The following is a 21608-nucleotide window of genomic DNA, read 5'->3' as shown; positions in this document are numbered from 1 at the left end:
CCCTCACTCCTTGAACACGAACACGCGGCCCGTTCCCCCGGCGGTGCTGTCGACGAAGCCGAACACCTCCGCATTCCTTGCGCGGTGCAGCCCTGCGGGCTCGTGGTGCGCGCCGATCAGCGTGGTCAACGTCTCCGGGTCACCGCCTGCGAGCGGGATGACCTGCACGGCATCCGTACCTGCCTGCGGATCGCGCGCCGAGACGAGCAAACGCTCACCATCCCGCGACAACGCGACCCCGCAAGGCACACCCACGCGCAGGCCGGAGACCAGCTCGGTGGCCAGACCCTCCTCGATGGTGAAGACGGCTGCGCTCTGATCGTGGCTTCCTCGGGTATCGCAGACGTGGATCACGCCGCTCTCCGTGATCGCCACCCCGCTCGGATCGACGAGTGGCGCCCCCTTGTACAGCACCGTGCGCGCACCACCCCCGAGCGGCAGCGCGAAGACCGCCACCTGCCCATCGGCGGGATCGACCCCCGTGAACACCAGCCGCTCCTCGCCCTGGGCGCTCACGTGCACCTCCAGGTTACGCGGCCGCGTGCCGTCGCCCCCTTGGAGGATGCTCACGCTACCCGCCGTCGTGATCTCGAAGAGCCGACCCGCGTCGTTGGCCGCGTCGACGGCCGCCCCTGGATCCGCGACATAGAGGCGCTGCCCATCTCCACGAACCGCGATCCCGAAGGGCGCGACGAGACCCGAGCCCACCGCGATGGTGGACACGGACCCACCCGCCGACGGGACCGCGAAGACCCCCGCGTTCCCCGTCGCGTCGAGGCCTGTGAAGTACAACCGATCGCCCGAAGGAGACGGCGTGACGTCGAAGGCGCGTGCCGAGGCCACCTCGGTCACTTCGTAGAGCCCTTCGTCGCCTCCCGCACCGCCGCTACCGCCCCCGCCCGCGGCCCCGCTGCCGCCCACGCCACCAACCCCGCCCGCGCCCCCCAGGCCTCCGGTGCTGGTGGTCGTGGTGGTGCTGGTGGTCGAGGTCGTGCTCGGCTTGCTCTCGTCCGAGCAACTGCACCCTGGCTGCAACGCGCCACCTGCCACGAGCACACCCACCAGGGCGATGCGGTGCCACCCGCGTTCCTTCGCGTCCGCCATCCCCGTGTCTCCTTCCCCAGACCGCCCCCGCGCGCACCGTACTACGTGCCACGGTCCACCCCTGCTTGCCTAGGGGAGACGTCACCGTTCCGCCGTCGACCCTCGGCGCGACCGGCCGTATAAGGCCCCCATGTTCGATACGGCTCGTCCGGTGTACGCGCAGGTCCTCGAAGACATCCGGTCCGCAGGGCTCCACAAGGAGGAGCGCATCATCGCCACCCCTCAGGGCGCGGTGATCCGAACGACCGATGGCCAGGACGTGCTCAACTTCTGCGCCAACAACTACCTCGGCCTCTCCTCGCACCCGGCGGTCCTCGCGGCAGCGAAGCAAGCCATCGACACCCACGGCTTCGGCCTGTCGAGCGTGCGGTTCATCTGCGGCACGCAGGACCTGCACAAGCAGCTCGAAGGCACCATCGCCCGCTTCTTCGGCACCGAGGACACCATCCTCTACTCGTCCTGCTTCGACGCGAACGGCGGCCTCTTCGAGACCCTGCTCGGCGAGGAGGACGCGATCATCTCCGACGCCCTGAACCACGCCTCGATCATCGACGGCGTCCGCCTCTGCAAAGCCGAGCGGCACCGCTACCCGAACGGCGACATGGAGGCCCTCGAGGAGGCGCTGAAGAAGACCCAGCAGAAGCGCCTGCGCCTCATCGCCACCGACGGCGTGTTCTCGATGGACGGCTACCTGGCCAAGCTCGACGTCATCTGCGATCTCGCCGAGAAGTACAACGCCATGGTGATGGTCGACGACTCCCACGCCACGGGCTTCATCGGGCCCACGGGCCGCGGCACGGCCGAAGCGCTCGGCGTGCTGCACCGGGTCGACGTGTTCACCTCCACGCTGGGCAAGGCACTCGGTGGCGGTAGCGGCGGCTTCACCACCGGCCGCAAGGAGATCGTCGAGCTTCTGCGCCAGCGCTCGCGGCCCTACCTGTTCTCGAACACCGTGGCGCCCGCCATCGTCGGCGCCTCGATCGCCGTCTTCGAGCTGCTCGAGAAGGAGAGCGCGCTGCGCGAGCGCGTCATGGAGAACGCGCGGCGCTTCCGCGAGGGCATGTCCCAGGCGGGGTTCACCATCAAGCCGGGCCACCACCCGATCGTCCCCGTGATGCTGGGCGACGCGCGCCTCGCTGGCGACATGGCGAAGGCGCTGCTCGCCGAGGGCATCTACGTGATCGGCTTCTCCTTCCCGGTCGTGCCACGCGGCGAGGCCCGCATCCGCGTGCAGCTCTCGGCGGCCCACGAGCCCGCCCACGTCGACCGCGCCATCGAGGCGTTCACCCGCGTCGGCAAGAAGCTCGGCGTCATCTCCTGATCCCTCCATCGGCGCCTGACCTCCCGCCGGCACCTGTCCTCCTCGCCGGGCCTGACCCCAGCAGTGCTGGGGATTGGTTCCTGTTTGTCTCCAATCGACCTGGCACGACGCTGGATTGGTTCCGCCGCGTCTCCAATCGCACTGCCTTGGCGGTTCGTGGGTCACGCAGTGTCCTCCCGAGGGGCGGGGATTGTGTATCGACACGAAAAACGACGCTCCGACATGTGGAAACGTCGTCCGAACCGGAGCGATGACGGTTTCGACATGTGGAAACGTCGTCCGAACCGGAGCGATGACGGTTTCGACATGTGGAAACGTCGCCCGAACCGGAGCGATGACGGTTTCGACATGTGGAAATGTCGTCCGAACCGGCGCGATGACGGTTTCGACATGTGGAAATGTCGTCCGAACCGGAGCGATGACGGTTTCGACATGTGGAAACGTCGTCCGAACCGGAGCGATGACGGTTTCGACATGTGGAAACGTGATTTTCGCTGGCGGAGCCTGCTCCGCGACCTCGGGGATCGAACGAGGCGCTGGTTGTCGCTCGGGCGGAACTCCGTGGGCGGAGGCGCGAGATGGGCAAGCGTGACGATGGGCAAGCGTGACGATGGGCACCGCGTCAGGTGATGCGGTGGCGGGTGGGTTCTGGAAAAAAGAGGAGGAGGACGAGAGGGGAGGGGAGGGTCAGTAGCGGATGACGACCTTGGGGTAGCGCTCCATGGTCGACTGGAACGACTTCGGGTCGAACTCCGCGAAGTTGACGATGGTGCCCTCGCCGCGGTTCAGGATGACCTCCCAGATGAGGTCGTGGATGTTCGGGTCGCGGGACTCGAGCAGGTGGCGGGTGATGTGCCACGTCTCGAAGATGCGGCGGCCGACGACGCTGTGGAGGCTGATGCCGTCGACGATGAGGCGATCGAGGTTCTCGATGATGGCGTCGCCGCTCTTCAGGCCGAAGAGGATCACGTCGCCGCCGCGGCGGACGGCGCCGATGGCGTTGTTGACGCCGCTGTTCACGCCGCTCATCTCCAGCGCGACGTCGACGCCGACGCCGTCGGTGTACTTGCGGATCCGATCGGTCAGCTCCGGGTCGTGGGCGTGGGGGCGCTCGGCGCTGGTGGGGTGGGGGCGCAGCACGACGTCGGCGCCGAGGCGGCGCGCCATCTCGGCGTTCCGCTCGGAGGGCTCGACGCCGATGATGTGAATGGCGCCCATCGCGCGCGCGATCGCGACGGCGAACAGGCCGATCGTGCCGCAACCGACGATGGCGACGCGCTTGCCGCGCAGGTTCACCTTGGTGCAGGCGTGGACGGCGTTGCCGAAGGGCTCCTGCACGGCCGCGACCTCGGGGCGGATCTTGGTGACGTCGGTGCGCCAGAGGTTCTTCGCGGGGAGCTTCACCAGGTCGGCGAAGCAGCCGTTCTCGCTGATGCCGATGATCTTGTCGTCGGCGCAGACGTGGGTGTCGCCGACGCGACACTGGTAGCAAGCGCCGCAGGGGATGTGGCTCTCGGTGGAGACGAGATCACCGACCTCGAAGCCGTGGGTGCGGCGGGCGTCCTTGCCCACTTCGACGACGCGGCCGAGCAGCTCGTGGCCGATCACGCGGACGTTCTCGTGATCGCGGTCGAGCGACTTGTGGATCATGTCGCGGAAGGCGGTGCGGAACCAGATGCCGCGGTCGGAGCCGCAGAAGCCCGTCATGATGGGCTTGATCAGGACGCTGGAGCGGTCGTGGTAGTCCTTGGTTTCGTCGATGGCGGGTCGAGCTACCTCTTCTCGGCGGAAGCCGACGGTGCTCTCCCATGGATCTTTTTGGCGGTCGTAGGTCAGCGCCCACATCGAATCGCTCATGGAACCAGGCTCCTGCTTCGGATGGCAGCGCGCACCTTGGCACGCCAGAGGCGCGCAGGCGGGTGGCGATGGGAAGTGGTGATGCGGTAGCACTGCCGAGGGCAGCGCGACAAGGTGGCGTCGCGCGAAGCCCTCGGGAGGTGAAGGGACGTGGTCGGAGGGCTATGCCCCGACCGTCACTTCTTGAGATCGGGAATGTTGAGCTTGATGGGTCTACGACGCCCTGCGTCGCCGGTGGTGCCTGCGTCAGCGGGGTCGGCTGCGCCTGCGTCGGTGGGGCTCGTCGTGCCTGCATCCGCGGGATCGGTCGTGCCTGCGTCGGTGGGGGTCGTGCCTGCGTCGGTGGGGGTCGTGCCCGCGTCACCCGTGCCGGCGTCGGTGAGGGTCGACGTGACGGTCGACACGCGGCTGTCGGTGACGCTCAGCTCGGTCCATCCCGGGCAGAGCTTGGAGACGCCGCAGGGCCAGTCGACGAGCATCCAGTTGCCGGAACTCGCCTTGAGGTTGATGAGGGTGCCTGGCCCGAGCGTGGTGAGAAGCTTCGAGGCGGGATCGGCGGCCTGGAAGATCTTGAACGCCTGCAGGGTCTTCCGGGTGCCGCTCTGAGGCACCTGGTTGGGGTACTTGGCGATCTCGTCGTCCGTGGCGGGCGCGGCTTCGGCCGTGGGGGTCTCGGGCGCGGTCTCGACCGGCTTGGGGAGGTCGTCGGTGGTCGCGGTCTCACCCTTGCAGCCCGCGCCGAAGCACAGGGCGCCCCCAACGGCCAGGCTAAGCAGCGTCTTGCTCGTCATGCGTGGTCTCCTCGAAGGCGCACGGTACACGAGACCGGCGGCCCCTGCAGCATCGGCGGCAGAGTCCCTACGTCCAGGGGGAGAAGACCAGGCTTTCCAGGGCTGGGGTCAGCGGCGGGCGGGGGGCGTGGTATCGGCGATGGAGGGGCGCTCGCGGAGGCACTGATCGAGGGTGCTCTGGAGCTTGGCGGCATCGCGGTCACTCAGGTTTCCGGGCAGCTTGGGGCGGCCCATGACGTTCACGGCGAGGCGGTCCTGGGCGATGCCGCCGCCAGGCTCGAAGCTCATCCACACGAACATGGCGCGGCCCTTCATGTTCTCGAAGGGGACGCCAGCGCCGAGACCAGCGCGCCAGCTCCTGGAGTCGTGGCTGTTGTTGCGGTTGTCGCCCATCACCCACGCCTCGGTGGGGCCCACCTTGAACGGGCCTTGAAGCACGCCGCAGAGGCCTTTGCGGCAGACGAGGCCGGCGTTGCAGTCGCTCTCGACCTTGCAGGTCTGCTCGTCGGGGTTGTCGTCGTAGAGGGTGAAGTACGACTTCTCGTCGAGGTACTCGACGTACAGCTCGGCCTGGCGACCCTCGTAGCGGTAGGGGCCGACGTGGCAGTGGGGGACGAGCCAGCCGTTGAGGATGGGACGGCCGTTGATGGCCTCGAGGGTGTCGCCAGGGATGGCGATCGTCCGCTTGATGAAGTCCTGCTCCTTGTTCTCGGGGAACTTGAAGACCATCACGTCGCCGCGGGAGGGCGGCAGGCGCGAGAGCAGGCGGTGATCGGTCCAGGGGATGAGCGGGCCGTAGGTGAACTTGTTGACGAAGATGTGATCGCCGACCATCAGGGTCGGGATCATCGAGCCGCTCGGGATCTTGAAGGCCTCGACGACGAAGGCGCGGAGGATGAGGGCGACGGCGACGGCGATGCCGATGGACTCGGCATACTCGCGCATCTCGCCCTTGCGCCACCTGCCGAGGTACTCGCCGACGACCTTGTCGGCGCGGCTGTGCGCGGCGTCGAAGGTGCCGAGGTCGAAGCGGTCGGAGGTCATCGCGCGGTCGAGGTTCTTGAGCGCCTGGTCGAGCTGCTCTCGCTCGCCCTCGGTCAGCTCGCGCTCGATGTCGCGTCTGCGGGTGCGGACGATGCGCTGCGCTTCTTCGAGGAGGGCGCCGGCGTCTTCGAAGCGGGCGCGCGCCTTGGGGGGGATGTCGCGGCGGCCGCCGACGCCGAGCGCCGAGGCGAGCGGGAGGTCGTGGCGGAAGCGCCAGAGGACCATGGCGAAGAGGGTGAAGAGGACGATGCCGACCGGGATCTGCTGCTCGGCGACGAAGTCGCGGAGGGGCTGGCCTCCGCCGGACGACGACGGCGTGAGAAGCCAGACGTTCGCCACGGCGAGGATCAGCGGTACGGCGACGATCCACACGGCGTAGAAAAGAAAGCGGAGCAGGCCGCCGGCGGTGCCTCCGGGTGGCGCGCCGCCGCCGGGGCTGCTGGCTGGGACGCTGGCGCTTCGTTCTTCGCCGTCGTCGAGCTCTTTGCCAGGGCGGGGCTCCGTGGACGAGGTAGCCGCGCCGAGCGACGGGGTCCTGGATTGATCTTCGGATCGCGGCGTCAAGGGGGGTTTATGTATACGTCACAACCTGCCGCGGCAAGCGCCCGCGCGTCGCGTCGCGCCGCGTCGTCCGGCCGGCGCGTCAGGGGGCGTCCCCGAGCTGCACGGCGTACCTGACCAGGGCGGCTCGGTCGTCGTGCGCGTGGCCACTGGGTGCAGTGGGACCTGCGGTGCTGGTGTTGTCCAGGACCAGGTAGTAGTAGCCGCGCGGCAGCGCGACGGTGCGGCGCCAGATCGCGCCCGCCGGAACCGATTCGGCGAGGAGCGGTGGCGTCGGGGGCGGCGTGGTCGCGGCCTGGGTGGTGTAGCCCTGGAGCCAGGGATCGGCCGGCCCGCGGGGGACGATGAGTACGTCGACGCTCGCCGCGCCATCGACGTGGACGGTGATGCCGAGCGCCTGGCCGTTGCCCGTGACCTCGAGGGGGCCCACGTAGTCGCGCTGCTCCTGGTGGATCTCACTGCTCTCGTTGGCGAGGATGCGCCTCTTGCTGTCGCCGCGCTCGTACGGGGTGGGTGGGCGCACGCCCTTCTCGATGAGGCCGAGGCCGAAGCTCACGGTGCTGTCGCTTTCGCGGACGACCGTGAAGCCGCGGGCGATCTCGGAGCTGAGGAGCTGGGCGCCAAAGCTGTTGGCCATGGCGCTGCCCGGAGAGAGGGAGAAGCCGCCGACGGCGAGGGTGGCGGGCTTCTCGATGAGGCGCGTATTGAAGGTGGTGGCGGTGGTCGAGCGCTGGCGGAAGTAGACGTACATGGCGCCGCCATCCATCAGGAAGTCCTGCTCGTACTCGACGGTGGCGCTGGCTTCGAAGCCCAGGCGGCGAGTGAGGTTCGTCCAGGCGTAGCCGTAGCCGCCGAGCGTGACCTGCAGGTTGCCGTTCTGGAGCTGCTGGGTCTGACACGAGTTCGGGAAGAACCGCCCCATGGCGGGGTCGTCCTCGGGGTGGAGGCGCAGCGGGACGCTGCTTTTCTGGACCTCGGAACAGATCTGCTGCTGGGCCCAGGCGAGGACGGCGCGGCGCAGCGAGAGGTTGCCGGTGTTGTTGACGACGCCGGGCATGAGGCCGAGCGCACTCTGGCCACAGGACGCCGCCGGGAGCCCGAGGAGAAAGAAGAGGAGAAGGAGCGCGCGAGCGGCGCGCGAGGCGTTCATGGTGCGGAGCATAGTCGAAGGTCACGGAGAGGGGTGGTAGGGTCGGCTCATGGGTGATGTTGCAGTCCTGGGAGCGGGCGCGTGGGGCACGGCGCTGGCCAAGGTGCTCGCGGACAAGGGGAACGTGACCCGGGTGTGGGCGCACCAGCCGGAGGTGGCCGAGAACATCCAGCGGGATCGGGTGAACGCGCGCTACCTGCCAGGGATCGAGCTGCCGGGGACGCTGCACGCGACGGCGGATCTGGAGGGGACGCTGCGCGGGGCGGAGCTGGTGCTGATCGTGGTGCCGTCGCACGCGCTGCGTGAGGTGGTGAAGAAGGCGCGGCCGTACCTTCCCCCGGGGGCGCTGCTGTGCAGCGCGACGAAGGGGATCGAGAACGAGTCGCTGATGCTGATGAGTGAGGTGCTCGTGGACGAGCTGGGGACGGACATCGTCTCGCGGCTCTCGTACCTGTCGGGTCCGAGCTTCGCGAAAGAAGTGGCGGTGGGGCAGCCGACGGCAGTGGTGGTCGCCGGGGCGAGCGAGCCCGAGACGCACGCGGTGCAGCAGATGTTCGCCACGGAGCGGTTCCGGGTTTACTCGTCGCACGACGTGGTGGGCGTGGAGATGGGTGGCGCGCTCAAGAATGTGGTGGCCATCGCGGCAGGGGCAGCCGACGGGCTGGGGTTCGGGCACAACGCGCGGGCAGGGCTCATCACGCGGGGGCTCGCGGAGATCGCGCGGCTGGCGATCACGAAGGGGGCGAACCCGCTCACGGTGGCCGGGCTGTCGGGGATGGGGGATCTGGTGCTGACTTGCACGGGGGAGCTGTCCAGGAACCGGACGGTGGGCTTCGAGATGGGCAAGGGGCGGACGCTGGAGGACGTGCTGGCGTCGCTGGGTCACGTGGCGGAGGGGGTGAAGACGGCGAAGAGCGCCTACGATCTCGGCCGGAAGCTGAACGTGGAGATGCCGATCACCAGCGAGGTCTACCGGGCGCTGTACGAGGGCAAGTCACCCCGTCAGGCGGTGGTCGATCTGATGAACCGGGCGCTGACCCGGGAGTGAGCGCTGGCGCCGCGGCGGCCGCGTCGCCGGCAGTGCAGGCGTCGTGGAGCAGGGGTGGAGAGCAAGATCGCGTCGGTCGGGGCGGTGAGCGGCGTGGCAGGCGCCGCGGCGAAGCGTGTAGAGTGGTGGGAGCATGCGACTCCGCTCTCTCGCCGGCCTGGCGGCTGCGCTCGTGGTCTCCACCTTCCTCGGTACCGCTGACGCGCAGCAGCCCTACGGCGGCTATCCCCAGCAGCCCTACGGCGGCTATCCCCAGCAGCAGCCGTACGGTGGCTATCCCCAGCAGCAGCCTTATGGTGGCGGTGGCTACGGTTACCCGCAGCAGCCTTACGGCGGGGGTTACGGCTATCCGCAGCAGCCAGTGTCCACGGGGCGCCCGCGCTCGACGGGGCTGGAGATTGGCTATCTCTACGCGACGGCGACGGCCTACGGCGTGGGGACGGGGATCTGGGTGGACGCGCTGTTCGGGATCGAGAACCCTGGTCTGGCGCTGATCGCGCCCGGCATCCTTGGTGTGGCGGCGCCGGTCCTGGTGTTCATCGCCGACCGGCCGCGGATGCCGGAGGGGCTGCCGTCGGCGATCGCGACGGGCATGCTGATCGGCGCGGCGGAGGGGCTGGGGGTCGCGTCGTACCAGTGGATGAGCGCCGACAAGAAGAACGAGTGGCCGTTCCTGGGGCTGGCGACCTCGGAGTTCATCGGCGGCACGGTGGGCGGTGTGGCCGGGTTCGCGTTCTACCACCTGCTCCGGCCGAACCCGAAGACGAACATGCTGCTCGCGTCGAGCGCAGTCTGGGGTAGCGCGATCGGCGGGATGTTCGGTGGTGGCGCGAGCCGAGGGGACTGGGGGCAGGCGAACGACTCGGTCGCGCTGGGTGGGCTCATCGGGCTCAACGTGGCGGTGGCCGGCGCGGTGGGCGTGTCGCTGGCGTGGACGCCGTCGTGGAACCAGATCGGCTGGATGTGGGGTGGGGCGGCGATCGGCGCGGTGGCGTCGCTGCCGGTGTACATCGCGTATGCGGGGAGCGACTCGGATCCGCGGACGGGTCTCATCTTCCAGGGCGTCGCCAGCTTGCTCGGTCTCGGGGCCGGCGCGTTCATCGGGCGACCGGATCGCGCGGGCGCGCTGGTGCGGAACGACGAGGAGCTCGTGCCGGAGCGTCCGTTCTTGAAGGTCCTCGGCGCCGGGCCGCTCAGTGTCCCTGGCGGTATGGGGGCGCAGCTCATGGGTGAGCTCTGGTAGCGCGCTCACCGTCGGCACATCCGTGGTCGGCCTGGCCGACGGGAGGGTGAGCGGGGGACAGCGCTGGAGCGAGCGCCAGTGGTGCGCTCACGGCGGGGCCGCAGCGTCCCTGGCTTTCGGGCTCCCGCCGAGGCTACGTCCGTGGCCTCGACCGGGCTGCGCCCGAGTCTTCTGCCACGCCGAAAGGGGCGCAGCGGTGTCGTGTCGCCGCGTGAGGAGGCATCGCGCGCCGCGCCCCTGCTATGCTCTCCCGCAATGCCGACCCTGAAGTGCTTCTCGACCGCGGGGACGCCGCGCCTGTACAGCGTGCACAAGCCGGTCACCACCCTCGGCAAGGCGCTCGGAAACGATCTCGCGCTCTCTGGCGCCGGCGTGCGGGAGCATCACGCGCAGATCGTTTTCGATGGCCGTGACTTCGTGATCGAGGAGTGCGAGCGCGAGGGGGAGATCGCGATCAACGGCAAGAAGAAAAGGCGCGCGCGGCTGGTGCACGGCGATCGGGTGCAGCTCGGCGGTGCGGAGATCGGGTTCTCGATGTTCTCGGATGCGCCGTCGGCGGCGCGGCGCAGCGTCGACGAGGAGCCGGCGGCGAGCGCGCCGACCTCGGCGTCGCCCGAGCTGGCCGGGGTGCGCAAGCTGTTCGCGTTCAGCGAGAAGTTGAGCAACCGGAGCAGCGTCGACGAGCTGCTCGAGGCGATGCTGGACGACGTGATCGAGGTGACCCACGCCGACAAGGGGTTCCTGCTCTTGATCGAGGGCGCCGAGGCGGCGGCGGACGCGTCGAACCCGGTGGTGCACAGTTCGGGCGGGGACCGCAAGCTGGTGGTGCGCGCCTCGCGTAACGTGCGCAAGGAGGCGATCACCAACGCGGCAGGCGGGATCTCCGACAGCATCGTGCAGCAGGTGCTGGAGTCGAACCGGCCGGTGATCGTGTCCGACGCGCTCGCCGACACACAGTTCGGGCGCAGCGAGAGCGTCATCGCGATGAAGCTCTCCAGCGTGATGTGCGTGCCGCTCGTGGCGCAGGGTCAGCTCATCGGGGCGCTCTACGTGGGCAACGACAAGATCAAGCACCTGTTCGACAGGACGCAGCTGGATCTGCTGGCGATCTTCGCGTCGCAGTCGTCCTTGATCCTGCAGAACGCGATCCTGGTGAACGCGCTGCGGGCCGACAAGGAGAAGCTGACCGCGGAGCTGAAGGACAAGCGCTTCGGGGAGATCATCGGGGCGTGCCCGTCGATGCTGGAGGTGTTCCGGAAGCTGCAGAAGGTGGCGGCGACCGACATCAGCGTGCTCATCACCGGCGAGACGGGGACGGGCAAGGAGCTGATCGCGCGCGAGGTACACCGACGAAGCAACCGCGCGAACGGGCCGTTCATCACGATCAACTGCGGCGCCATCCCCGAGAACCTGATCGAGAGCGAGCTGTTCGGTCACGTGAAGGGGGCGTTCACGGGCGCGATCGCCAGCCGGCCAGGGAAGTTCCAGCTCGCAGACAAGGGGACGCTGTTCCTCGACGAGATCGGGGAGCTGCCGCTGAACCTACAGGTGAAGCTCCTGCGGGCGCTGCAAGAGCGGGTGGTGTTCCGGGTCGGTGACTCGAAGCCGGAGAAGGTGGACATCCGGGTGGTCGCGGCCACGAACCGGACGCTGGAGGACGAGATCAAGGCGAACAACTTCCGCGAGGATCTCTACTACCGGCTGAACGTGGTGAACCTGTGGATGCCGCCGCTGCGCGACCGCGGGGACGACGTGTTGATCATCGCGAAGGCGCTCTTGTCGAAGTACGCCGACGAGCTGCAGAGCCCGGTGCGCGGGTACAGCCCGGCGGCGCTGGCGGCGATCAAGAAATACACCTGGCCCGGGAACATCCGGCAGCTAGAGAACAGGATCAAGAAGGCGCTGGTCCTCTGCGACCGGCCACTCCTGGGCCCGGAGGATCTCGATCTCGGGCCGGACGCGGAGACGCCGATCCTTCCCCTGGAGAAGGCGAAGGAAGAGTTTCAACGCCGCTACGTGCTCGAAGTGCTGGAGCGCAACAACGGCAACCGGACCCAGACGGCGCGCGATCTGGGCGTCGATCCTCGCACCATCTTCCGTTACCTCGAACGAGAGCAGAACCCGATGCCGAGCGGCGCTGGAGGCGTCGCGCGGGATCCTTCCGAAGCCTGATGACCGACCTCACCACCTCTGATCTTCTCTCTTCTCCCTGTCCCCCCAAGACCCGCTCCGATCTGGAGTGGGATCGCATCCTCGAGGCGATCGCGGTGCGGTGCGCGTCCCCGGGCGGGCGCCGCGCAGCGCGAGAGCTCCCGTTCGCGGAGCGGCGCGACGATGCGTTGACGGCGCTCGCCGAGGTGCGGGAAGCCGTCGAGCTGGATGCGCGCGGTGAGCCGCTCCCGTCGCGGGATGTGCCCGAGATCGACGCGGCGCTGGACCGGGCGCGGATCGGGGCGGTGCTGTCGAACCAGGAGCTGCGTGACGTCCTCGCGGTGCTGGGCGTGGCGAGGACGCTGCGTCAGTACCTGCACGGGCGGCGGCAGCACGCGCCAGCGCTGAACAAGGCGTGCGCGCTGGATCCTGGGCTGGACGATCTGGCGGGTGATCTGGCGGGGGCCTTCGATCTGGACGGGTCGCTGTCGGACCGGGCGTCGGCGCGGTTGGGGGAGCTGCGAGCGGAGTGGAGGTCGCAGCGAGAGCGGCTGATCCGTCGGCTGGAGGAGCTGATCAACAAGCACGAGGACATCCTGCAGGACCGCTACTGGACGGAGCGGGACGGGCGCTACGTGCTGCCCGTGCGCTCGGACGCGCACGAGCGGTTTCCGGGCATCATGCATGCGACGAGCGCGAGCGGGGCGACGCTGTTCATCGAGCCGCGGACGGTGGTGGACCAGGGAAACCGGCTGAAGATGCTCGACGCGGACGTGACGCGGGAAGAGCAGGCGATCTACGCGGAGCTGACGGCGCGGGTCGGGGAGGTGATCGAGAGCGTGGCGGCGGCAGCGAGGGCGCTGAGCCACGCGGATTTGCGGGGGGCGTCGGCGCGGTTCTCGAAGGATCTGTCGCTCACGTTTCCGGAGATCCCGGCGGACGCGTTCGCTGGGGTGGGTCCAGGGGCGCCACGCGCGGAGGAAGGTGAAGAGAGTCGGCAGGAGCGGCGGCCGTCGATCGAGCTGCTGGGGGCGCGCCACCCGCTGCTGGCCCTGGACGGGGTGCAGGTGGTGCCGAGCGATCTGGCGGTGGACGCGGGTCGGGCGATGGTGATCTCGGGGCCCAATGCGGGCGGGAAGACGGTGGCGCTGAAGACGCTGGGGCTCGCGGCGCTGATGGTGCGCGCTGGGCTGCCGGTGCCGGCGAAGTCAGGGTCGCGGGTGGGGTTGTTCGAGGTGGTGCTGACTGACGTGGGGGACGAGCAGAGCCTTCACAAGAACCTGTCGACGTTCAGCGCACACGTGCGGAACCTGGCGGAGATCCTGGGGGAGACGAGGCCAGGGGCGCTGGTGCTGCTGGACGAGCTGGCGGTAGGAACCGATCCGCGGGAGGGGGAGGCGCTGGCGGCAGCGGTACTGGACTCCCTGTGCGCGCGTGGTGGGACGACGGCGTGCACGACGCACTACGAGGGGCTGAAGGCGCTGGCGCTGGGAGACGGGCGCTTCGAGAACGCGTCGGTGGGGTTCGACATGAGCGCGATGAACCCGACGTTTCAGTTGACGACGGGCATCCCCGGAGCGTCGAGCGCGCTGGCCGTGGCGCGGCGTTACGGGGTGCCGGCGACGGTGCTGGAGCGGGCGGAGCGGTTCCTGTCGCGGGAGGCGCTCGATTTCGAGCAGATGGTGGAGAAGCTGGCGGCAGAGCGGCGGGCGCTGGAGCTGGCGCGGGCTGATGCAGAGCGAGAAGCGGAGGCGGCGCGGGCGCGGCAGCGGGAGCTGCAGAGCGAGATCAAGCGGCTGCGCGAGAAGGAGAAGGCGGTCATCAGTAAAGAGGGGGAGGCGCTGATGGCCGGGCTGCGCAAGGCGCGGGAGGAGCTGCGGGCGGCGCAGGCGCGGCTCCGGGGGCGGGCGAACGAGGACGATCTGCGGGCGGCGTCGAAGGCGCTGGACGCGATCGGGCAGAAGGTGGCGATCGGGGGAGCGCTGGAGACGCGGGCGCTGGAGGTGAGCGAGCCGCGCGGCGCGGTGAACGCGGCGTCGATCAAGGTGGGGTCGAAGGTGTACGTGCCGCGGTTGCGTGCGGAGGCGGAGGTGGTGGAGGTGCTGGCCGGGGGGCAGCTACGGGTGGCGGCGGGGCCGCTGAAGCTGACGACGTCCGTCGGGGAGATCCAGGCTGCGGCTGCTGCGGCGCCGCCGGTACCGACGACGCGGAAGGTGTCGCTGGATGCGGCAGCGGACCCGGACGTGCCGGTGCAGACGTCACAGAACACGGTGGATCTGCGCGGGCTGCGGGCGCACGAGGCCGTGGCGATGGCGGAGCAGTTCATCGACCGCGCGCTGGGGGCAGGGCTGGGGGTGGTGTTCTTCATTCACGGTCACGGGACGGGGGCGCTGCGCGAGGCGGTGCAGGAGGCGCTGCGAGGGCACCGCTACGTGGTGCGGTCGCGGGCCGGTGGGCAGAGCGAGGGCGGGGGCGGGGTGACGGTGGCGTGGCTGAAGTGGTGAGGTGAGGCAGACTGGCGGGGGGCGTTGGCGCAGTTCCGTGGGCCATTCATCGCACGGAGCGCGCAGCTCGACCGAGGCGCGCGGCCCGCCCGCCGAGAGGAGCCTTCAGCGATCCTGGTCGAGGCGGCCCAGGTTCTCGGCGATCTTGTCGAGGACGCCGTTGACGAAGGAGCCGCTGTCCTCGCTGCCGTAGCGCTTGGCCAGCTCGACGGCCTCGTCGAGGATGACGGCGCGAGGGACATCCTGACGGTGGAGCAGCTCCCACGCGCCGAGGCGGAGGACGTTGCGGTCGACGCGCGCCATCCGCTCGATGCGCCAGTTGGTGCTGGCCTTGCGGATGATGCCATCGACCTTGTCGAGGTCGCCGGCGATGCCGAGGACGATCTCGTCGGCGTAGTCACGGCCCTCGGGATCGCCTGGCGTTTCTCGCCAGTAGTTGGTGACGACGCGAGGTGCGGGGTCCGCATTGACCTCGATCGCAAAAAGCATCTGCAGCGCGGACTCTCGTCCGGTTGAGCGAGCACCCATGTGTGTCCTCGGGGTCTCTAGATCTAGAGGCCGGCGCCGTCCAGCGCGGCGGCGAGGGAGACCATCTCGATGGCGCTGACGGCGGCTTCCCAGCCTTTGTTGCCAGCCTTCGTGCCTGCTCGCTCGATCGCTTGCTCGATGGTGTCGGTGGTGAGGACGCCGAAGGTGACGGGGACACCCGTGTCGAGGGCGATGGACGCGATGCCCTTGGTGACCTCCGCCGCGACGTAGTCGAAGTGGGGGGTGGAGCCGCGGATGACGGCGCCGAGGGCGATGATGGCGCTGGGGCCGCCCTTGCGCGCGATGCGGGCGACGGCGGTGGGGATCTCCCAGGCGCCAGGGACGCGAACGATGGTGACGCGCGCGGGATCGCCACCGTGGCGGGCGATGGCATCCAGCGCGCCCTCCGTGAGGCGGTCGACGATGAAGTGGTTGAAGCGGCTCACCACGAGCACGAACCGCGCTCCGGGCGGGACGACCAGGTTGCCCTCGATCACCGCGGGCGTCTGCTTGCTGTCTGCCATGGGGGCTCCTTACCTCAACCTCAAGCGTTGCCGTGAACGGAGTAGAGCGGGACGCGTTCGACGACCTCGAGGCCGAAGCCCGTGAGGCCCGCGATCTTGCGTTGGCTGTTGGTGAGGAGGCGGATCTGGCGGACGCCGAGGTCGGCGAGGACCTGGGCGCCGAGGCCGAACTCACGCAAGGTCCAGGGGGCCTCCGCGACACGGGGCGGTTCGCCGGCGGCGATGCTGCGGAGCTGCGCGAACTCCTGCCGGAGCTCACCGCGCGGGGGGATGTAGACGACGACGCCGGCGCCGGCCTTCTCGATGGCGGTGACGGCCTCGCGCAGGTTGGAGCCGCCGTCCGCGGGGGTGGAGCTGAAGAGGTCGCCGATGAGGGAGCCGCTGTGGACGCGGCACAGAATGGGATCGGGGGTGGCGACGTTGCCCTTCACGAGGGCGAAGAACTCGCGCGACTCGCCAACGATCTCGTAGACGATGCCCGTCCACTCGGAGCCGGTCATGTCGAGGCGCACGGGGCCTTCGCTCACGCGGCGCACGAAGCGCTCGGTCTGGAGGCGGTACTGGATCAGGTCGGCGATGGTGAGGATGACCAGGTCGTGCTTCGCAGCGAAGGCTTCGAGGTCCGGCATGCGGGCCATGGTGCCGTCGTCGTTCATGATCTCGCAGATGACGCCCGCAGTCCTGAGGCCGGCGAGGCGCGCGAGGTCGACAGAGCCTTCGGTCTGGCCGGCGCGGACGAGGACACCGCCGCGGCGGGCCTTGAGGGGGAAGACGTGGCCCGGGGTCACCAGGTCCTCGGGCCTTCCATCGGGGTTGATCGCGACGCGGATCGTGTGGGCGCGGTCGGCGGCGCTGATGCCGGTGGTGACACCGGTCCGGGCTTCGATGCTGACGGTGAAGGCGGTGCCGAGGGGTGGGCCTCCGCGACCCGGGGCAGCCATCATCGGCAGCTCGAGGCGTGCGACCTGCTCCTCGTCGAGGGTGAGGCAGATCAGGCCGCGCCCGTGCATGGCCATGAAGTTGATGGCCTCGGGCGTCACCAGATCGGCGGCCATGCAGAGGTCGCCTTCGTTCTCGCGGTCCTCGTCGTCGACGAGGATGACCATGCGCCCAGCGCGAATCTGCTCGAGACCGCGGTTCACCCGGTCGAGCACGGCGCCGTCGATCGTCAGCCGTTGTGTCATGGCGTTTCCAGCAGCGTCAGGCGAAGCCTGCGGCTCGTAGCTTCTGGAGGATTCGTTGATCAGGATCGACATGCTCATCCGCTTCCTCCCGCCCCTCGTGGGTGGGGACGCTGCGACCCTGCAGCGCCACGACCTCTAGCTGTCGCGCCACGTAGCGCGCGAGCACGTCGACTTCAAGGTTCACCGCGGATCCCGGCTTGAGCTCGCCGAGCAAGGTCTTCCCCAGGGTGTGGGGGACCAGCATGACATCGAAGGTGAAGGATGAGCCTCGTGGTTCGCCTGCGGCGTTGACGGTCAGGCTGGCGCCGTCGATGGCGATGGAGCCTTTCTGGGCGATGAACCGCGCGAGCTCGGCTGGGGCACTGACCTCCAGGCGGAGGGCGGCGCCGGCGCGCTCGGTGGCCGTCACCCGGCCGATGCCGTCGACGTGCCCCAGGACGACGTGACCCCCCATGCGGCCGCCGAGGGGAGTCGCAGGCTCCAGGTGGACCCGCGCCCCGAGGGGGAGCCGTCCCAGGGTCGTCCGCTCCAGCGTTTCCGGCGACATGTCGCACTCGAAGCCGCCCGGGGTGATGCGATCGACGGTGAGGCATGCGCCGTTGACGCTGATGGAGTCGCCGAGCACCAGAACGCCGAGCTGACCCTCGATCAGCGCACGCGCGAGGGGGGCGCCTGCGCGGCGGCGCAGGACGCCGATCGTCTCGACCAGCCCGGTGAACATCGGCTCCGGCTTCTACTCCTCCGGCTTGTCCGCCGGACGGGTGAGCTGCGCGCCGGGGGCGCGCTGGCTCGTCAGCAACTTGTCGATGAGTCCCTTGGAGTAGCTCGACAGCTCGGTGAACACGACACCCATCCCGGGCGGGTCGTCGCCGACGCGGACCACCTCACCGACACCTTCGATGGTCTCGATGTCGTCCATGATCACCGTGAAGCGGAGGTTGACCTTGGTACCGACGGCGAGGGGCGTCTTCGAGCGGATGAACACGCCGGTTCGCGAGATATTCGTGACGTACTCGCTGATGAAGGCGTCGTACGACTCGAACTCTTTGTTGATGGTGACGCGCTCATCCTGACGTCCCATCGCCTTGTTCTCTTGATCCTGATCGTCCGCCATCGCGCCTTACCTGCCCTGCAGATCGAACTGCTCGAGGTGGTACTCCTTGCGCGGGACGAGATCGATCCGGCGCTGGAAGAGCCGCTCGGCTTCCATCACCGCCACACGCTCATCGCTCTTCAGGAGGTCGATCACCGCCGGGTGGGCGTTCACGACGACCGAGTAGCCCGGGAGGTGGTGTCGCTCCCTGCGGATCTGGCGAAGGATCTCGTAGGCGACGGTCTGCTTCGACTGGAGCTGGCCGGTGCCGTCGCAGTAGAAGCAGGGCTCGAGGATCATCTGCCCCAGGCTCTCCCGCGTCCGCTTCCGGGTCATCTCGATGAGGCCGAGATCGGAGATGCGGTTCAGGGTGGTCTTGGCCTTGTCCCGGGCGAGGAGATCTTCGAGGCGCTTGCGGACCTTCTCCCGGTTCTGCGCACGCTCCATGTCGATCAAGTCGAGGATGATCAAGCCGCCGATGTTCCGGAATCGGAGCTGGTAGGCGATCTCCTCCACCGCTTCGAGGTTGGTGGCCAGGATCGTCTCTTCGAGGTCCTTCGAGCCCTTGCCAACGAAGCGCCCGGTGTTGACGTCGATGGCGGTGAGCGCCTCGGCCTGGTCGATGATCAGGTAGCCGCCGGAGGGGAGGGGAACCTTGCGGGCCAGCGCTCGCTGGATCTCGTCCTCGATGCCATAGGCGTCGAAGATGGGCTCCTCGCCGTCGTAGTACTCCACGGCGTCGGCGCGCTCCGGCATGAACATCTCGACGAAGCGCTTGAGGCGCATGTACTCGTCGCGATCGTCGATGACGATCTTTTCGATGTCGTCTGTGAACAGATCACGGGCCGTCTTGAGGACGAGATCCAGCTCCGTGTAGAGCACCGTGGGGGCACGGATGCCGCTCTCGCGCTTCTTGGCGATCTCGCCCCACAGCCTCACGAGGTAGCCGACGTCGGCCTTGAGCTGCTTCTTGGTGAGGCCCTCGGCGAGCGTGCGCACGATGAGGCCGCCTTGCGGGGGCTTCATCGACTCGATCGACTCGCGCAGGCGAGAGCGCTCCTTCTCGGAGCCGATGCGCTTGGAGATGCCGATGTGGTCGACCGTGGGAAGGTAGACGACGTACCGGCCCGGGAGGGAGACGTGGCTGGTCACCCGCGCGCCCTTGGTGCCGATCGGCTCCTTGGAGATCTGGACGATGATCTCCTGGCCTTCGCGGATCACTTCCCGGATCGGCGTCGACTTGGAGATGCGGGGGGGTTCGTTGGAGCGCGCCCGGGCGGGGGTACGGTTCCGTGCTTCGGCTTCACGGCTCTCCCGGCCTCGCTCGCGTCCGTCTCTGCCTCGCGGTTGTTCGCGGTCGCGCCCTTCGCGTGAGCGCTCGCGCCCCTTGCCGCGCCCCTCGCGTCCCCGCGGTTGCTCTTTGTCCCGACCTTCGCGCGTCTCCCGACCTTCGCGCGTCGCCTCCGGCGTGGCAGCGCGTTCTCGGCCGCCCTCGCGCCCACTGGAGCGCTCGCGGGCTCCCTCGGGACGCTCTCCGCTGCCGACAGGCCGCTCCTGCGGAGGGGCTGCTTCGGTCTCCGCGCCGATCTCTGCACGGCGATCGCGGGTCCTTCCGGATCGGCGGACGCGGCCTTCACGGCGTGAGCGCGTCCTCCCCGAGCGGGCGCGCGCGACGGAGGGGACCTCTTCGGTGGTGGCACCAGCGTCGACACTGGCGTCTGGGGCTCCTTCGAGCGAGGGCTCCGCGTCTGATGGCGTCGTGACGAGGAGCGCGTCGCTGGAGGAAAGCTCCTGCGCAGCGCCCGACGTCTCGTCTTCCGCCGAAGTGACATCCTCTGACGAGGGCGCCGCTGTCGAGGCCTGGGCCAGGGAAGGCTCGGTCTCGTATCCCGGGAGCGCAGCGTCGTCGCCAGAAGTGCCGTCCGCGTCGACGTCAGGAGCGGCGCTCGCGTCTGGATCCTGGCCTTGCCGGTCGACCCCTGCGTCTTGCGGAGAGAGGTTACCTCTTTCTACATCGTCGTCGTCGCTCGGCGCGGACGGAGCCTGAGACTCTTCAGCATCCTGCTCTGCAGCCTCTACAGGCTCTGTAGACTCTACAGATTCCGTGGCCGCGTCGCTGTCCGAGGCGGGGGCCAGCGCGCCACTTGCCTCGAGGGCGTCGTCGTCCCCTTCACTGCTTGGTGCCAGGTCGGTGTCTTCGCGGTCGACATCGACGTCGCCTGAAGCATCGAGGGTTTCCAGGCCGACGAACGGTCCTTGTTCTTCGTCTGTTTCGCCCGAAGAGGAATCTTCGAGCACGTCCAGCGCTGTTGGCAGAGCGATCGAAGCTTCGACCTCTCCTTCCCGCTGGTGTTCGAGTGGCGCGGAAAACACCTCCTCGGCCTCGGATTCGGAGGCTTCGAGGTGTGGCAGGTCATCATCAGGCTCTTCCACGTGCACGTGGGGTTCGCCCGGGCGTGGTGCCCAGGCTCGCCGTCCACCGCGCGCTTCTTCGCTTGATGGGTGGCGCCGTCCCGCCAGGTAAGCTTCGAAGTCGTCTGGTCGGATGAGATCTTCGACGTGGAGGAACGCCGCGCGCTCCAGTCCCACTTCGATGAATGCCGCCTGCATACCCGGCAGAACGCGGCTCACCTTGCCGAGGTAGATGTTACCGAGAGTTCCCGTGGAGCTCTCCCGTTCGATATGCAGCTCGGCAATGATCCCATTCTCGATCAGCGCGACCCGGGTCTCGCGGATGTCGACATTGATTACGAGGAGATTCTTAGCCATGTCGGATGCCGCACAGGAGCGGCTTCGCCAAGCGTTACCACGGGTTGCCCAAGCCATGAAGGCGCAACCCAGTGTCTTGAAGGCGATCTTGGGCGACGAGCAAGCCAGCGGGGCCTGGACGGTCTTGACCCCGGTCCGAGACCCCGGATAGACATGCACGCGCTCGCAACCGATGAACGAGGGCGCCTTACGTGGGGGTCACCACGAACGCCCCTCTCTGCGACGTGCGACGTGACAGAGGAGGCTTCACCAGGCTGGTGGGGCGGGGCTGCCGAACTCACGAGCACCGAGGCGCGGCACGGGCGGCGCGCCTCGAACGTCACATCGGCACGGTACGAGTGGCGCGGTGGAGGCGCGCGTGCTCGGTCACGGCGGGGCACAGAGCGTGGGGCATTCTTCCGTCTCTACGCACCGAGTCAATGCGGCGAAATCTGCAGCTCCAGCCGGGTGCTGGCTGTTGCACCCGTTCTGCCCATTCATGCAGGTATCGAAGCAGCTCGGGTCCGCTGATGAGGCGCAGTTGAGGCGGCAGTCTTCTGCACAGCCGTACAGCCCCTGACAGGCCAGGTTGCTCTTGCAGATGGTGAACTCGTCCGAGCAGGAGCCCGTCATGAGGGCACATTCTCGGCACGCTGCGCAGTCCGAAGCCCCCTCCTCGCATGCCGACACGCTGGAGGTCGTCGTGGAAGTCGTGGTCGTACCGGTGGAGGAGGTGGTGGTCGTCGTCGTGGACCCG

Annotated in this window: 17 protein-coding genes; 6 read left to right on the top strand and 11 right to left on the bottom strand. The window is 68.7% G+C overall.

Annotation, left to right across the window (positions count from 1 at the left end):
* Positions 1 to 3: 3 nt before the first annotated feature.
* Positions 4 to 1104: an NHL repeat-containing protein gene (locus CMC5_RS37460; RefSeq protein WP_245678084.1), complete on the bottom strand. Its 1101-nt coding sequence runs from the start codon at positions 1102 to 1104 to the stop codon at positions 4 to 6.
* Between the two features lie 130 nt (positions 1105 to 1234).
* Between CMC5_RS37460 and kbl the strand changes: the two genes are divergently transcribed.
* The gene (gene kbl / locus CMC5_RS37455; protein ID WP_050434885.1) at positions 1235 to 2425 is read left to right on the top strand and encodes a glycine C-acetyltransferase; all 1191 of its coding nucleotides are present in this window, start codon (positions 1235 to 1237) and stop codon (positions 2423 to 2425) included.
* Positions 2426 to 2647: 222 nt separating this feature from the next.
* Positions 2648 to 3055 carry a hypothetical protein gene (locus CMC5_RS47110; protein ID WP_050434884.1) on the top strand — a complete coding sequence of 136 codons (408 nt, stop codon included), beginning with the start codon at positions 2648 to 2650 and terminating at the stop codon, positions 3053 to 3055.
* 57 nt (positions 3056 to 3112) lie between these two features.
* Here the strand turns inward: CMC5_RS47110 and CMC5_RS37445 are convergent, their stop codons facing one another.
* The 4 genes from CMC5_RS37445 to CMC5_RS37430 form a co-directional block, all read right to left on the bottom strand.
* Positions 3113 to 4282: a zinc-binding dehydrogenase gene (locus CMC5_RS37445; RefSeq protein WP_050434883.1), complete on the bottom strand. Its 1170-nt coding sequence runs from the start codon at positions 4280 to 4282 to the stop codon at positions 3113 to 3115.
* 176 nt (positions 4283 to 4458) lie between these two features.
* Complete coding sequence (locus CMC5_RS37440; protein WP_050434882.1) at positions 4459 to 5073, bottom strand: hypothetical protein; 615 nt, start codon at positions 5071 to 5073, stop codon at positions 4459 to 4461.
* Between the two features lie 108 nt (positions 5074 to 5181).
* Positions 5182 to 6681, bottom strand: coding sequence for a signal peptidase I (lepB, locus tag CMC5_RS37435; protein ID WP_050434881.1), 1500 nt, complete (start codon positions 6679 to 6681; stop codon positions 5182 to 5184).
* A gap of 79 nt (positions 6682 to 6760) precedes the next feature.
* Entirely contained in the window at positions 6761 to 7828 is a 1068-nt protein-coding gene (locus CMC5_RS37430; RefSeq protein ID WP_156339146.1) for a hypothetical protein, read from the bottom strand.
* A 49-nt stretch (positions 7829 to 7877) separates the two neighbouring features.
* Here CMC5_RS37430 and CMC5_RS37425 point away from each other — a divergent pair, with 49 nt between their 5' ends.
* The 4 genes from CMC5_RS37425 (at position 7878) to CMC5_RS48805 (ending at position 14774) form a co-directional block, all read left to right on the top strand.
* On the top strand, positions 7878 to 8876 hold the full coding sequence (locus CMC5_RS37425) for an NAD(P)H-dependent glycerol-3-phosphate dehydrogenase (protein WP_050434879.1): 999 nt from the start codon (positions 7878 to 7880) through the stop codon (positions 8874 to 8876).
* 133 nt (positions 8877 to 9009) lie between these two features.
* On the top strand, positions 9010 to 10119 hold the full coding sequence (locus tag CMC5_RS37420) for a hypothetical protein (RefSeq protein ID WP_050434878.1): 1110 nt from the start codon (positions 9010 to 9012) through the stop codon (positions 10117 to 10119).
* A 255-nt stretch (positions 10120 to 10374) separates the two neighbouring features.
* Positions 10375 to 12291: a sigma 54-interacting transcriptional regulator gene (locus tag CMC5_RS37415; protein WP_050434877.1), complete on the top strand. Its 1917-nt coding sequence runs from the start codon at positions 10375 to 10377 to the stop codon at positions 12289 to 12291.
* Positions 12291 to 14774 (top strand): endonuclease MutS2, encoded by a 2484-nt coding sequence (locus tag CMC5_RS48805; protein ID WP_050434876.1) that lies wholly within the window; start codon positions 12291 to 12293, stop codon positions 14772 to 14774. The genes CMC5_RS37415 and CMC5_RS48805 overlap by 1 nt, the downstream gene beginning before the upstream one ends.
* Positions 14775 to 14879: 105 nt before the next feature.
* Here the strand turns inward: CMC5_RS48805 and nusB are convergent, their stop codons facing one another.
* From nusB to CMC5_RS37380, 6 genes are read right to left on the bottom strand one after another with little or no spacing between them, the layout of a single operon-like run.
* Positions 14880 to 15302 carry a transcription antitermination factor NusB gene (gene nusB, locus CMC5_RS37405; RefSeq protein WP_050434875.1) on the bottom strand — a complete coding sequence of 141 codons (423 nt, stop codon included), beginning with the start codon at positions 15300 to 15302 and terminating at the stop codon, positions 14880 to 14882.
* Positions 15303 to 15325: 23 nt separating this feature from the next.
* Positions 15326 to 15826, bottom strand: a complete 501-nt coding sequence (ribH, locus tag CMC5_RS37400) for a 6,7-dimethyl-8-ribityllumazine synthase (RefSeq protein WP_050434874.1) — start codon at positions 15824 to 15826, stop codon at positions 15326 to 15328.
* 20 nt (positions 15827 to 15846) lie between these two features.
* Positions 15847 to 17010, bottom strand: a complete 1164-nt coding sequence (ribB, locus tag CMC5_RS37395; protein WP_050434873.1) for a 3,4-dihydroxy-2-butanone-4-phosphate synthase — start codon at positions 17008 to 17010, stop codon at positions 15847 to 15849.
* 16 nt (positions 17011 to 17026) lie between these two features.
* Positions 17027 to 17731, bottom strand: coding sequence for a riboflavin synthase (locus CMC5_RS37390; protein ID WP_050434872.1), 705 nt, complete (start codon positions 17729 to 17731; stop codon positions 17027 to 17029).
* 12 nt (positions 17732 to 17743) lie between these two features.
* Complete coding sequence (locus CMC5_RS37385; protein ID WP_050434871.1) at positions 17744 to 18124, bottom strand: PilZ domain-containing protein; 381 nt, start codon at positions 18122 to 18124, stop codon at positions 17744 to 17746.
* Positions 18125 to 18130: 6 nt separating this feature from the next.
* Positions 18131 to 21031 carry an Rne/Rng family ribonuclease gene (locus CMC5_RS37380; RefSeq protein WP_245678083.1) on the bottom strand — a complete coding sequence of 967 codons (2901 nt, stop codon included), beginning with the start codon at positions 21029 to 21031 and terminating at the stop codon, positions 18131 to 18133.
* Positions 21032 to 21608: the final 577 nt, after the last annotated feature.

Origin of the sequence: Chondromyces crocatus, assembly GCF_001189295.1 — a bacterium.
Classification (GTDB): domain Bacteria; phylum Myxococcota_A; class Polyangia; order Polyangiales; family Polyangiaceae; genus Chondromyces; species Chondromyces crocatus.
This window is presented reverse-complemented; position numbering and strand designations above follow the sequence as displayed.